This window comes from Bradyrhizobium sp. TM233, assembly GCF_036247965.1.
Taxonomy (GTDB): Bacteria; Pseudomonadota; Alphaproteobacteria; order Rhizobiales; family Xanthobacteraceae; genus Bradyrhizobium; species Bradyrhizobium ottawaense.
The window spans coordinates 730,334-743,243 of the sequence record NZ_BTIG01000003.1; the positions used below are offsets into that span (position 1 = coordinate 730,334).

The 12,910-nt window shown below is 58.0% G+C and carries 5 protein-coding genes and 2 pseudogenes; 4 read left to right on the top strand and 3 right to left on the bottom strand.

The features are described 5' to 3' along the window. Positions 1-5: 5 nt before the first annotated feature. A pseudogene (locus tag AABA86_RS10455) lies at positions 6-718 on the bottom strand (IS5 family transposase). A gap of 190 nt (positions 719-908) precedes the next feature. Here AABA86_RS10455 and AABA86_RS10460 point away from each other — a divergent pair. Beyond that, positions 909-2,344, top strand: a pseudogene (locus AABA86_RS10460) (IS1182 family transposase). A gap of 351 nt (positions 2,345-2,695) precedes the next feature. Here AABA86_RS10460 and AABA86_RS10465 read toward each other — a convergent pair. Further along, positions 2,696-4,090: a hypothetical protein gene (locus AABA86_RS10465; protein ID WP_338306648.1), complete on the bottom strand. Its 1,395-nt coding sequence runs from the start codon at positions 4,088-4,090 to the stop codon at positions 2,696-2,698. A 252-nt stretch (positions 4,091-4,342) separates the two neighbouring features. Between AABA86_RS10465 and AABA86_RS10470 the strand changes: the two genes are divergently transcribed. Beyond that, positions 4,343-4,570: a hypothetical protein gene (locus AABA86_RS10470; RefSeq protein ID WP_338306649.1), complete on the top strand. Its 228-nt coding sequence runs from the start codon at positions 4,343-4,345 to the stop codon at positions 4,568-4,570. A 661-nt stretch (positions 4,571-5,231) separates the two neighbouring features. Continuing rightward, positions 5,232-6,905, top strand: coding sequence for a hypothetical protein (locus AABA86_RS10475; RefSeq protein WP_338306650.1), 1,674 nt, complete (start codon positions 5,232-5,234; stop codon positions 6,903-6,905). A gap of 1,854 nt (positions 6,906-8,759) precedes the next feature. Here AABA86_RS10475 and AABA86_RS10480 read toward each other — a convergent pair. Continuing rightward, a complete protein-coding gene (locus AABA86_RS10480; protein ID WP_338306651.1) occupies positions 8,760-8,981 on the bottom strand; it encodes a hypothetical protein in 222 nt (73 codons plus the stop codon). A 1,576-nt stretch (positions 8,982-10,557) separates the two neighbouring features. On the opposite strand from AABA86_RS10480, the gene AABA86_RS10485 reads away from it, so the two are divergent. After that, on the top strand, positions 10,558-10,863 hold the full coding sequence (locus tag AABA86_RS10485) for a hypothetical protein (protein WP_338306652.1): 306 nt from the start codon (positions 10,558-10,560) through the stop codon (positions 10,861-10,863). The last annotated feature ends 2,047 nt before the right edge of the window (positions 10,864-12,910 follow it).

The following is a 12,910-nucleotide window of genomic DNA, read 5'->3' on the forward strand; positions in this document are numbered from 1 at the left end:
TCAATCTAGGGCGCGGACTCATAACGCGCGGCCAGCCATAGGCGGATAGATGCAAGTTGGACGAAGGCAAGGTAGTTTTCTGCAAGCCTGTCGTAGCGCGTTGCGAGCGCGATAGAGGTACGGGCTAAATTAGATCGGATCGCGGCGATTGCTTTTCGGCGGGATGTTGGCCCACGCGCCCTTCTTCATGGCAAGCTCCCTAATCCAGTCGGCGTCATAGCCACGGTCGGCAAGCAGCATTGATCCGGATTTGAGACGAGACAGCGGTTTTCCGGCAAGTCGAACGTCGTGCGCCTCGCCGGGGTTCAACGCAAGCTGTATCGGCAGACCATTGCTATCGACCACCGCGTGGACCTTGCTTGTAAGACCGCCGCGTGACCTTCCCATCGATTGGCGCTGGTTCCTTGTGATACAGTCCCCATGTTGATGGACGCGAACAATGGACGTATCGATCATCTGCACGGCAGCATCATGGGCACCAGCCAGTACGCTCATGAGCTCGGCCCACACGTCCGCCCGTCGCCAGCGAACGAAGCGATTGTAGCAGGTCGTGTACGGACCGAAGCTTTCCGGCAGGTCGCGCCACGGTGCCCCGGATCGCAAGACCCAGAAGATGCCATTGAGGGCACGACGGTCATTCACTAGTGGCAACCCGCGCGACTTATTCGGCAGCATCGGCTTAATGGCACCACTCACAGTCCGTGAGTTCGTAGCGCATGATTCGACCCCTTCCGATGGATGGCTTGAATCATGGCTCGGCTGGCAGGCTCAAACTGGTCGCTATGCACCCGAAAGCGGACCTAATATGCTCACCCTGAGTCTTGTCGTTCATGACCCTGGCTGTGTGAAAACGCTGCGCTTGAAGTGATTCGCGCGATATGATTCCCGCACGATTTGCGGGGGCTCGGATGAAGCGCTTCGTTGAGGGTGCGGATCGTGGGCAGAGCACGCTGTTTCCTGAATGCGTGGAGGACTGGATCGACGCGGATAATCCAGTTCGCGTCATCGACGTCCTCGTCGACGACCTCGATCTGGCTGGACTCGGGTTTGGCGGGGTCGATCCCGAGGCAACCGGCCGGCCGTCGTACCATCCCTCGATTCTCCTCAAGCTTTACATTTACGGCTATCTAAACCGGGTTCAGTCCAGCCGGCGGCTGGAACGAGAGGCCGGGCGCAATGTCGAGGTGATGTGGCTGCTGGGTCGGCTCGCTCCCGATCACAAGACGATTGCGGACTTCCGCAAGGATAACGGCCTGGCACTACGCAAGGTATGTGCGCGCTTCGTCGAACTCTGTCGTCAGATGGGTCTTCTCACGACGGCGAGCGTCGCCATCGATGGCAGCAAGTTCAAAGCTGTGAACAACCGCGACAAGGACTTCACACGGGCGAAGGTGGAACGGCGGCGTGCCCAGCTGGAGGAAAGCGTCGCGCGCTATCTGAGCCAACTTGACACGGCCGATCGACAGGAGCCGGCGGAGGCGCTGGCGGCCAAGGTGACGAGGCTCACCGAGAAGTAAAGTTGAAGGAGGAAATGGGCAAGCTTGCTGTCTACGAGAAGCAGATGCTTGCTTCGCCCGATCAGCAAATCTCCCTGACTGATCCCGACAGCCGTTCGATGGCCACGAGCGGCCGCGGCTCTGGGGTCGTCGGCTACAACGTGCAGGTCGCCGTCGACACCGAACATCATTTGATCGTGACGCACGAGGTGACGAACAGCGGTTCCGATCGGGCACAACTCGCCAATATGGCCAAGCAGGCGAAGGCCGTTCTAAAGACCGAAACGCTCGAAGCTGTAGCCGATCGCGGCTACTTCAACAGCCCAGAGATCCTCGCGTGCCACGAGGCCGGCATCACGGTAACGCTGCCCAAGCCGCAGACGTCGGGCGCCAAATCCGAGGGGCGCTTCGGTAAGCAGGACTTTGCGTATTTGCCAGGGGAGGACGCCTATCGCTGTCCGGCTGGGGAGCGAATGCCGTATCGCTACACAAACGAAGAAGACGGCAAGATGCTGCGGCGTTACTGGACCACAGCCTGTCAAAATTGTTCACTCAAATCGCAATGCACGACCGGGCCAGAGCGGCGGATTACGCGATGGGAGCATGAGCATCTGCTCGAAGCTGTGCAGGAGCGGCTTGATGCAAACCCACAAGCCATGCGCCAGCGTCGCGAGACAGTCGAGCATCCGTTCGGTACGATGAAGGCCCGCATGGGAGCGACACACTTCCTCACCAAAACGCTCCCAAACGTAGCCGCCGAGATGGCTCTCTCGGTCCTGGCCTATAATCTGACACGGGTCATGAACATCGTCGGGAGCAAGCAGCTGATGGCCGCGATCGTGGCCTGAGACCGAGCCGGTCCTGGCTTCTCACCGCCTTCCCTGGGAAGGGTGTTTTTACACGGCCAAGACCCATAGCAGACCTCAGACATCGAGCTGCCCCTAAGGTAGCAGATCGGATTTGAATGCGTATGCGGCGCCGCCGAACCTGTTTTAGATCGCAGCCAGGGGTGCGAATGCCGCGAAAAGCGGGGTCGCAGCTGGGAGCGCCCACCAAAAGTTGGCGTCTTGGCTACCACGGTCTTCGATGAGGGGAGGCCGCCAGAGCTCTTATGTGATCGAGGCGAGAAAAATATAAGCCACTGCTGGATTTCATGAAATCACGAACTATGCTCGGTCTAAATGGACCAGATAAGCTAACTAACTACTCAAAGCTTCCGCAACGTCAGGCGTTCCTGCTTCTTGACCGCTGGTGGGCGCCTGTTGCGAGTCTTTGAGGAGCCGCAGCGCCGCAGCCGTGACGAGACCCGTGGCGAGCAGGTACACGGGGGATATGTCCCAGCCGGGTCCTTCGAGGACCAGATAGGAGAACAATCCCGCGGCCGACGCGATGAAGCCGACCCAGGCTAGCTTCGGTAGGCGAAATCGACGTTCGCTCCGCCAAAGATCAAGCACGAGGTAGTACGCGAGAAGGCTGTTGCAGAGTGCCGCCGGCAGCACCCCCAGGACGATTCCGGTTTCAAACGCGAGATAGGATAACACGCCGTCGATCTGAGCAATCACCGCGAAGGGCAAATAGCGCGGATTGAGGCAGGCCAGCGCAATCGACGCAAGCTCGAACGCGTAGAAGTACCGCTCGTGCATCTTCGGGAGCAAATACGGCATGAGCATAAGCGATACACATGCGGCCAGCAGAATAAACTCCGGCCCCGCCCGTTGAGAGCGCGCGATGAAGATCGATAAGGCGAGCCCGCTCGCCGCCGCGAGCACCATGCCGACCGCGACCCCGATCGCGTACGGCATTCCTCCAGCCAACACCCAGATGTTCGCTGCGTTCATGGTGAGGCGATTGAATGTGTGAGCTTGGTCCAAATAGACCGCAAACACGGAGACTACCGATCTGCCGGCGACGAGAACCGGAATCGCGAGAACCACATAGATCCCGGGAACGGTAGCTAGCCACGCCAGGTGGATCCGGCGGCGCAAAATCATGCCGAGCACGAAGGGTCCCAGGAACACGCCCTGAGCCTTCACAGAAAACGCCATCGCAAATGGCGCAATGCCATTTCGGTCCCGCATGAAAAGCGCCACGGAAACCAGGGTGAAGAAGGTCCAGATCGAATCGGCCTGCCCCCACAATGCGCCATTGAAGATCACCGTAGGTGCAAGCCAAACCGCGCAGAAGGCCACGCACGCGCGCAGCGGTACCTTTGTCGCTCGCCAGACCATCTGGGCGACGACGATCGCACAGCCCAGCTCGAATACTCCCGAGATCGCTTTCACGAGGGACAGTGGCTGTCCCAGCCAATCAAAATGGGCGGCGATCAGCAGGAGATAGCTATAAACCGGGGTGTAGTTGGTGAAAGGTTCGGCCAGTGCAGCAATACCGTGATCTCGAGCAAAGGCATACCACGGGATCAGGAACTGAATGGCGTCGTCGGTGGCGTGCTCCCGGGCGAGGTAACGGAGCCCAAGGCCTGCAAACCCGGCCCCCATTACTAGGCCGATCGCAAGCGGCGAGTACGTGTGCAACGTCTCGTTAGGCCTGATGCAGAGGCCGGGATCGGCCGACGTGCCAATAGCTTCTTTTTTCACGCGATCGCTTTTGCTTTTGAGTCTTTGAAGGGCGTTGCGACTTCATCTGGCTTTCAACCTAGAGGAGCAATCATTTCCAGTTTCATAAGGAGCGGTTCTGCCATGGGCAATTTCTCTCAGAAGGATTGTTCGGTCAGCAAAGCTTTGGTGGAACTGATGATCGTTTAAAGTGGCCGGAAGCAAGGGACGCGGTTCGCATTGGGCCGCCTCCATGGTCCTCACCCCCCGCGTGCGGCCGTGGAAGATGCGTTGATGCTGGTCGCCGGTAAGCATCAGTTGCGCGTCCTCGTGTGGATTGAAGGCCGCGCCGGTCGCAAGGCCGTTCGCCTGATCTCAGGGGCTACCGGTGAGCCGCCGCGTGTGTCTGCTTATCCCCAGCCAAGCCAGATATTTGACAAGGACATGGAAGCACGACGGCCGCAAAAACCAATTTTCGCATTCTATGTTCAACAGCGGCCAGATACGCCAGCCTGCAAATAGCCCTCAAGCTCCGTGGCGGCCCCAGCATCGGGCGGGGGGCATGATGCTGCGGCCTCCGGACAGGAGGCTATTGCCTCATGGGACTGAGGCCGTCACCGGGAACCAAAGCACGACGCCAACCTGCCGTTCCGTTGTTGCCGAATATTCCCGAATGTGTGTCAAAATTCACACAGGTCTGCTGACAAGCAGAGAGGCCGCAAAGGTCGTACAAGAACGGCCCCTGCGGCCGATACCGCGTCGTTCCGCACGATCGGCGCGGCGGCTGAACCTAAGCATATCGCGCGCCAGCCTCGCCACGATCTTAGCCCGTCATTAGCGAGAATCTGTCAGTGTTGCTCTTGGAACGGGGCCGCGGGGGACAAACCTGCTGACGCTACGAAGATCGCCAGCAACTGCCAATAGTCCGGCCCGCTCAATATCATCGGAAGCCTCGGCCGCAAGCTCTAAGCAAAATCGTTCGAGACGATGAAACTCCTAGAGATCTCGGTTCATCGCCAATCCGCACCCCCGCTGCCAACTTAAATGGATGGATGTTGAGGTCTCATGGTGAAAAAGTCTCTAACTTGTTATGCCGGTGCCATAAAGAGCCCGCCAGCATGATCGTCTGCGCTAGTCCTAGACTGCCTCAATGATCCTCTTTCGATGACATGGCAGGCGTGAGATGAACCGTGAGATTCGAAACTCGAACACTAAAATTGCGATCGCAGTGCCGATTGCAATGCAGGTGGCGATCACGATGGCTGTAGTCCTCTTAGTCGGAACACGGGGATGGGACGACGGCGCGATCACACTCGCTTACTCGAAGACCTTCGCTGCGACCGGCCGCATCGCACTGACGCCGCTTTCGGAACAGGTGGAGGGTTTTTCCACTATCGCGTGGTTCCTAATTAATTCGTTCGTTGCCCTGTTCCAGCCGAGCTTTGCTACTGCCATCGCCGTTGCTCAGGGCATGACGGGGCTCTTCTTCTGCCTTTCGATCCTTCAGATCTGGTTGCTAACCAAGGATCTTAAACTCGATAAATTCGCCTCGGCCCTGTTGCTCTCGACATACGCTGCTCTCGGAATGTCTTTGAGCGAAATCGCGAACGGAATGGAAATGCCGCTCTTGTGTTTCACGGGAGTTGGAGTCGTACGGAATTTATATTTTCGCTCAAATCTGTTGCAGGCCGCAGCATTCGGGAGTGTGTTCCTCCTTACTCGTTTTGAGGCAATGGTCTACTACGCATTCATCCTTGCACCGCTTTTATACGAGCGCCGGACCAAAGACTTCGTGATCCTGGCGCTTACGGGCACGGCAGTGCTGGGTGGGACAGAGGCCCTGCGGCTCTGGCTTTTCTCGGATTGGGTTCCTAACACCATCTACGCCAAAATGCAGCCTCCCTACCACGAAGACAACCTAAGGGAGTTAGTCAAAAAGGTCTCTGCGGCATTCGAGGTCGTAAGGGCGATGCCACTGTTGTTCTCGTCTATAGCTATCATAGTGTATTTGCACTTTGCTCGCTTTTTAGACGCGTTTAATCAGCGAACGGAGCTATTCACCAAGTCGTTATATCTCTTTGCTCCCATGTTCGGAGTAATTGCATTCAACTCTGCAATAGGGACTAATTGGGGTTACGTGGGGCGAATGCAAACGCTCGTTTTCCCGTTTGCACTTCTTCTATTCGGGTTTTGGTCTAAGAAACTCGAGTTGTTTCGCAGTGAACTGCAACGCTCATATGTTTTGATTGCCACAATAGTAACGGTTGTAGTCAGCTGGTGGTCAAGCGCCAAGCCGCCGCTCTCGCAAGCTTATCTGACAATCAGATCACAGGCGCAGTCTGCTCCATTCGGTGTAACGCCAGCATCCTACCGGCTCACCGGACTTGCCGTGGATCGGATCCGGGAATTGACAGGCAGGGCGAGTATTACTTTTCTGACGCCAGACGTGGGTGGTGTCGGCCTTTGTTGCTCACGCGTGAGGATCGTGGATTTAGGCATTCTCGCGAACCGAATCCTTGCCCATCAAGGGTACGGCGCACTAGACGAGGTCATATCTACCGAGCGCCCCGAGGTAATCGAGGCCCATGAGATGTGGGCAAAGATTCCAATGCTCTACAAGCTAGCGTCGTTTACTCAGTCATATGAACCCCTCATCATTGACAACACACGAATGTATGTTCGTCGTGACGTAGCAAAAGAACTGTTGGTGAGCGGCTTTGCTGTAACTTGCAGCCTAGAGGATAAGGACTGCCGGTCGCGGGCGCTAATTGAGCACCGGTATGCGCTTTATTCGACTAAGGATGACGACTTCGAGTTCCTGAAGAGTGGTTATTTTGTCGATGTCACTTCGCGTTGAAGGAGGCATTGCGGCGCTTCGTAGACTTGTCTGCGCCCGCAATTGTCGTTTTCCGCCATCATCCCGCCGAGCGCTGGCGCAGGATACCCCAACAGAATCCCGTTTGAATCGCGGTTCAGTTCTCCGCCTTCTCGTTGCCTCGCTTCGACAGTTGCAGCGCCGGCTTCGGCGGCCGTTTCTTTCGGATCCTTATGGTTGAAGTGCCCGCGGGTCGGGAGCGGGATTAGCGCGCTCTTGCAGACCTGCCAGCGCGAATTCCGACAACCCGACATCGCGTGCTGCGCGGAGCAATGTTTGCACCAAACAAGATCGCGGAGCTCAGCCCTCGACATTCTCTGCGCTGCAGACGCCTCCCCACCGATTTCCTCCGACTCTTCCGCGGCCGCTTGATGCCGTGCTTCCGCTCGAACGCCTTCGTGCCTTGGCCACCAACTTCGCCCGCCGGCGCGCAGGGCGATCGGGATACGAACCCGGCGCGCACGCCCTCTTCAGCTTGAAGTATCGACGGGTCCAACACTGCTGCTCTTCATTGTCGAAGGGATAGAAGGGGACGTCTGGCGGTGACCACTCAACGTGATCCGGAAGGCAGCGCGGCTTCCTGAGATCAAAGTCCCACCAGAGGGCGCATCCGATCCTCGTCGTGTGATAATCTGTCGCCAGAGTGTCGATTGCTTCTACGCCGTACAGCAGGGCGCTAGAGCGACGATGCCGATGTTGAGGAGCTCCTCGAACTCGGAGGCCCGCAGCTTCAGGCGCCTGAGCACATGGTGTTCTTCGTACAGCGGCGGATCTGACATCGCGGCTCCTCCTTGGAGAGGAAGCCGGCCACGGTCGAGTACTGTCTGTCAAATTGTGGGAGTTGTGAGCTTTTCGGGCACAAAAACTTCAGCCGCTTCAAGATGGCAATTGCGCTGTCGGGTTTGTCTGTCTCGAAGATTACCGCCCCGCATGAGAGTAGTTTCCAGCGTGACGAATCAAGCTCCGGCCGAGCCAAGAAGGCTACACGTAGGCGGAAAAATGTCTCCAGCACCTCGCCGCAGATTGTTCGGGCAGCGACGTGGAGCGGCGTCCGCCTTGCGCCACTTTCGGACGATCGGTCTGGGGATGTAACACTTCGGTTACAGCTTTTGCCGACGAGCATTGCTAAGCAATTCGGGGGTAACGGAAGCGCAACATGTCAGCCGATATCACTCAGAGACCAAAACGGGACGAAGACCACCCAAAGGTCGATTCTGAAGCGACTCCTCATCCCTCCGGCCTGAATTTCGCGGAAGCAGCAAAGGCGGATGGTGTTGCTGATCGTTACTTGCCTGGCAAATGGAGCTGGAGGCCTGCGAAGGCTTCATTCGATTGGTAGGTCAATTGTGCTGCGTCGCAGAGGGTCCGCGCGCGCTCGTGGCCATCTACTAACGTCTGCGCTCAGACCAAGCATCGTAGTAAATGATCGCCGCGAATGTGGCTCCCACTGCCAAGACGCCGATACCGCCCGTAATCAACAGCCCTACCAACATACCCCGGTTATTATTCGCGCGGGCATCACGGCGGCAATTCACGAATGATTAACAGCGGGAATGCTGGTTGATCCTCTCAAGGAGCCGACGCTCAAAGGCGCGCTTGGGAGTAGAAAAACTGGCGGTGTCTGTGTGGCTATCGATTATCGCGACGTTGAAGTTGCCGCACTGGCTGATGATCGCGGAGGCGTTGCTAGTAGTCACCGGCTCCATTGGCGCCTACGTCAGCTCCTTAGTTCCCGAACGAAAAGCCAGCAGCTGGCACCGTCTGCCGACGGCCCGCAAATCTCAGAATTGAAACACCCGCCGGCCTTCTCAGCCGGCGGGTTCTCAATGCCTTCGTTCAGGTTTGTTTGCCGCGCATGCAGTTGACGACAAACTCTCGCTTTGCGCGACCTTGTCCCTTCATTATTCCGCCCGCACTCGAGAACCCACGCTCGGTAGCAAGCTGCTTGCAGCTATCTAAACTGCGGACAAAGCCTTTACGAGACATGCCCTGCTGAGCCTGCACAGCGCCGGCCGCCAGTGCTAAAGCGACGAAAGCAAAAGCGATAGGCCTGATCATTCCCAGTCTCCTGCGGTAAAGAGGAGAGGAATGGCATGAGCGCCCGTTTTGCGCGGGATGTCTCACGCCCGATTCAATCATCTGCAAAAAACTGCGGAGCTCCCGGCAAGAACATGAGCCAAGAGATGCCGCACTTATCGCTCTTGTAACATGACGGCCGCAGGGGTCGCTTGTGACAGCCCCCTGCGGCCCGTGCCGCGACGTTCCGCACGATCGGCGCGGCACTGCTGGTGCTAGCACTGAGGCTAGTCAGCCTAAGGCCGCCCGCCAATCCAGGCGACCTTATTAATTGGGGGGCTTGTCTTCCCGGTTGAGCAGTCCCAATCGTCGTTCAAGCTCTTCCTTCTTGGCCACGAGTCTCCTGGCGAGAATGTCGTTGACAACCGTGTGGAGTCGCCACAGCTCTTCGAGAGACATGCTCTCAAACGGCTTCCGTTGCATGAATCCCCCGACTCACGAATTACCCATAGCTTGGGGCTACGAGGGGCAGATGGCAACTCGGGGGTTGGTTGCGCCGAAAGTTACCTACACCTGCGGCGCCGACCCAGTTTATTGGAAGCTGAACGACTCGACCTTGACCGCGAACGGCGCAACTGAGCTTGCGCTAATCGGTTTCGCAGGACACCTAGTTCAGCAATTTGACATTCGAGAAACACGACACGTCGGTGCAGAGCAACAGCGGCATCGAAAATGCGATCGGGAATACTCATCACGACCTCAATACAATTTGACTGAAAAGCATCTCAATAATCATAGCATTACGACAGTAGACGGGCACGATTGCAAGGCGAATTCCTAGGCAGCGCGCCCGCCGTAGTGGCCTTGGGAAAGGAGTACCAGGGCGGACTGGTGCTTGAATCATGGACGGGCAGCCGGCCGAGTGGAAAAATCCGGGGCGCCGAGCCGGACCGTCAGCATTGCCGGCGGCTGGCACGGCCACCGTGCGATGCGCAAAACCATTTAAAGCCCTCGGCGAAGTCGTCCGGAAATAGGCACGTTGGTAGGTTGACGGCATCAGACACGGGGATGCCAACATGTTAGTTCTGATGAACCGCATTTGGCGGCGACTTGCCTACACAATGCTGATCGGTATGAGGTCCAAGCTCGTCCGGCAGTGAGCGTAGAGGCGGCTGTTGTCAGGAGGGCCCCGCCATGCCCAAACAGATCGCAATAGCTCTATGGTCATTGGCGGCTGCCTGCGTGATCGCATTCAGCGTGGCTGCGCTCGTGTCGCCCCACTAGCATCCGCTACAGGCTCGAGCTGGCACAGGAGTGGAATGTGAATAGGCCTGGCTTGTTTTGCTTCGCGGTTTGCGCGGCCCGACGGCTGAGATCTGGCGAGAGCATCTGGACGTTTACCGCACCGCTCTGATGCCAGAGTCCTCGGGTTTCGCGAGCTCAGAGCCTGAAGCAATGGGCCCCTTGATCGGCTAGTCAGGAAGTATCCAGCCTCGCCGCAAAAGGACGATTGATGCGAGGACTTTTCCGCCACCGCGACGCGCAGTAGCCCACTCGCGTTCCGCACCCCAAGGGATTGATAATTTGACTCTCGCCGCCGCCGCCCTTTGATGGCGGCATGCCTCGCCCTCGACGCCACACACAGACCCGTGCCGACGGCCGGCCGCTCAAGATCACTTTCGGCGAAATGCGCGAGATGGGTCTGCGCAGCGTCCTGGTCTACTGCCATTGCGGGCATCACGTCGCGCTGAGCGCCGATCGCTGGCCTGATGATGTTCGATTGTCGGATATCGAGCCGCGGTTCATCTGCGGATGCGGCAATCGCGGTGCTGACGTTCGCCCTGACTTCGACCGTGGTGATGGACGACTTGCCATTGTGCCCCACCGGACTAGCGATCAATCCAAATCGAAGTCAGAGGTGTAAACCGATAATAAACCGGATGGCGAAGAAGGAGCCAGCCGCGACCATGGCTGTCGCACTTATCGCGAAAAAGACTCTCCAGGTCTCGTCCAATCAGCGCCCCTTAGAGAAACGGCCCCCGTGGCGGCCCCAGCATCGGGCCGGGGGCATGATGATGCTGGGGCCTCCGGACAGGCTCTTGCCTCGTGGGACTGAGGCCGTCACCGCCAACATAAGCAGATGTCCGAGCTGCTGTTCCACACATTTGCGCAACATTCCCGGTGTGTGTCCAAATTCACACAGATCTGCCGACAAAAAGTGAAAGGCCTACGACCCCCGCGGCTCGTGGCGCGACGTTCCGCACGATCGGCGCGGCTGATGGACCTAGCACACGCTCGCCAGCTTGCCGAAGATCTTAGCCCGCCATTAGCGAGTATCTGTCAGCTTGCGCCTTGGGGACGGGCCGTGGGGACATACGCGGCTCTGCTCAGAGGTGAAGGCCCGCCAGCCCCGGCGGGCCTTACCCCGCCTTGATGAAAGTTAATCCTGCTGAAAATTGTGAATTGGATCATATTGCCTCCCCGAAATGCTGCGGTACGGTCAGCGTCACCGGGGCTGGCTGCATATTTCACTTAGATCTTTTCACCCGGCATTTTTGACCAACGCGCTGGCCGCAGTGACCCCTGCTGCGGCCATGGTGCAGCCTACGCTCAAGCACTGGAACGTGCTGCTTCCCGCCAATTTCGTCGACATCCCGCGGCGTCTCGATTGAACGGAGGACAACTTTATGCCCAAGGGAAATTGCCTGATTGTTCGTGCTGCCGGGAAACGACTGGACCTGTTACGAGGCGAAGCCGCCCGCATAGCCCAAGGAGCTAACGCTGGCTGGTGGACTGACCGCGCGGAGATCGGCACAAGGTTCTGCTTTGAAGATTCAAAAACAAAAGACTTATTCGCCCTCACCTGCGACGGTCTCGGCATCAGCTGCGAGGACGGCTAGGCCCCAATGAACCCCCCCCCGACCTTGGAGCCGACGGTTCTCTTTGCCGTTGCGTACCGCGGTACTGAGCGGTCGAGGAAGTTCCGCCCCGTTTTGTCCGACCACCCCCTCCTCATGAAGCCATTTTGGCCATCGCATGAAGCGATGTTGAAACAATGCGATCCGATGCTGAGAGCCGTTATCGCCCCTGAAGGAGGGTTGAATGCGTAGCCTGATTTTCGGCTCGTTGCTCGTAGCGCTGGCGACTATCGGATCTTCATCGTTTATTTCGGCGGCACTTTCTGCAGCACGGGATGCGAAGGCCGCAACATTTTCTGAACGGTTCGCGCCGGCAATAAAGGTCCCCCCTAGCACCTAGGCCCGCCGGCCGCGGCCGGATGAGCCAGTGGACAGAGCGGTTGCTTGCAAGTTCTTAGGCGAACCCGAATACCAAATTACCGCGGCGGGCGGCGTGGCTTGACCGGATAGCGAGTGCGACCCGGTTACTTGCGCTATCCTGCAGAAGCTTGGGGACATTCCGGCGTTAGGTCAACGCATCTGTATTTTCCGAATCTACGTTCCATGGTCGCTGGCCTATGCGTCGCGTTCAGGGGTGTAGGTGTGAGCCAGTTTCTGTCGATGCTGCTGCTAACAACAGCCGTAGTTCTGACCGTCTGCTTCGGAGTGGCGGCCTGGCGCCTCTCTGACGAGCGGGAGATCGACATCACAGGCCAGATCACGCGCCAATCCCATGGATGGGAGGGGCCGCCCTCCCGATAGTTCCTGCTCAAGCCCTCCAGCGCTCTGTGGCGCGAAATCGTCGGCCGCACTCCGATGGCATGTTCCTTGCGAAGCCAACCAGTCTACGTCGGTCCTGGCAGGGAGCCGTTTCGCGATGAAACAGAAAGCTCGAGTCTTAAAGCCGCGCAAGCCCACTCTGGCACACATGGTCTCCGATCTGGTGAGATTGCTCAAAGCAATGGAGGACCTTGAGAGATTGAGAGAGAAGGTCCGGCTCGCTGAGAACAACCGGAGATCCCATTAACCGGCACCCTTAGCGGACTCTAGCGGCTCTCGGACCGGCCGCCGGCA